Below are 1,344 nucleotides of genomic sequence, written 5' to 3' on the forward strand. Positions count from 1 at the left end.
CCTGGTGTTATTCCTCAAAAGAAACATAACAGTAGAGGATCACAAATCATCTATACATACTCAGATGCACAGTATGTAATTAGATACGAATTTAGAGAAGATGGTGAACAGAAAAAGCTCACCATTCCTTACCATCTGGATATTCTTGGTAACAGTATTAAAGGAATTGGTGACAAACCCTGGCCTGTTTACCATCAAGAAGAAATCATCAAACATGGTCAAGGCCAATTTGTCTTAGTAGTTGAAGGGGAAAAATGTACTGATGCTGCTAGACAACAAAATTTACTTACCACTACCTTTCAAGGTTCACAATGGACTGATGCCAAACTAGAACAATATTGTCAATGCTTAAAATCTCATAATATTGCTGGTATTGTATATTATCCTGACCATGACAAAGCAGGTTACAACAAAGCCAACAAACTAAGAATAGCAGCCAACAAAGCACAATTACCATACATTGAATTAAATCCCCAGAGATTAAATCCAGATAGTACAGACGGCTATGATATCGCAGATTTAATAGCAGATGGATTATACAGTAGACAACTACTAGAGAATGAAATTCAGACAGCTTATAAAGAACATCTGAATACATACATAGATGCCATATTAGCAATAGGAAAACAACCTGTTAATCAGGAAATATCTGGGGAAGATTGGGAATGTAAACTATTTATCGAAACCCTACTCAAGCAAGCACATATACCACAATCTATACCAGCATCTATCCCACTTCAACAATCATCTAGGAGTAATTTAGATGTTGATATATGGTTTGATTCTGCTAATAGATTAGAAACCTACAATCAAGCTATTCAAAGTGGCAAAAAATATATATTAGATATGTCCAGTACCGGGGCTGGTAAATCCAACTTTGTAGGAGAAACTATACCAGAATGGTTACGAGTCAATAAATTGTGGTACATATCCAATGAACACCGCAATCCCACCACTAAATCAATAGAAGAAAACTACACCGATTTACCAGTTAGAAATAATGGAATGTATGCAGATGAGAACAACTTAACCCCCTTGGGTAATCCCACCATTAACTGGCCTCAAAATCAAGAAGCCAATATTTCCGGGAATTGTCACAAAACACCTTTATTTCATAAATTAGCATCTAAAGGCTATCATCAAGAATCAAATAGTGAATCATCATTAAATCCCATTTGTCATACTTGTAAATTCAAAGCCAATTGTCAAGGTGTAGATTTTGAAGGTGATATATTAGATAAAATAGCTGGTGCAAGTTTTAGGAGAGATCGGCGTGAGGCACTGATGAAAGATAGAATCAGATGCCATATTGATTCATTACCATCAGAAATACCAGAAAAATCC

General features: G+C 35.6%; 1 pseudogene. It reads left to right on the top strand.

Annotation, left to right across the window (positions count from 1 at the left end):
• Positions 1-1,344, top strand: a pseudogene (locus AN486_RS26520) (hypothetical protein); the annotation flags it as partial.

The organism is Anabaena sp. AL93, assembly GCF_001672085.1.
In the GTDB taxonomy this organism is placed as follows: domain Bacteria; phylum Cyanobacteriota; class Cyanobacteriia; order Cyanobacteriales; family Nostocaceae; genus Dolichospermum; species Dolichospermum heterosporum.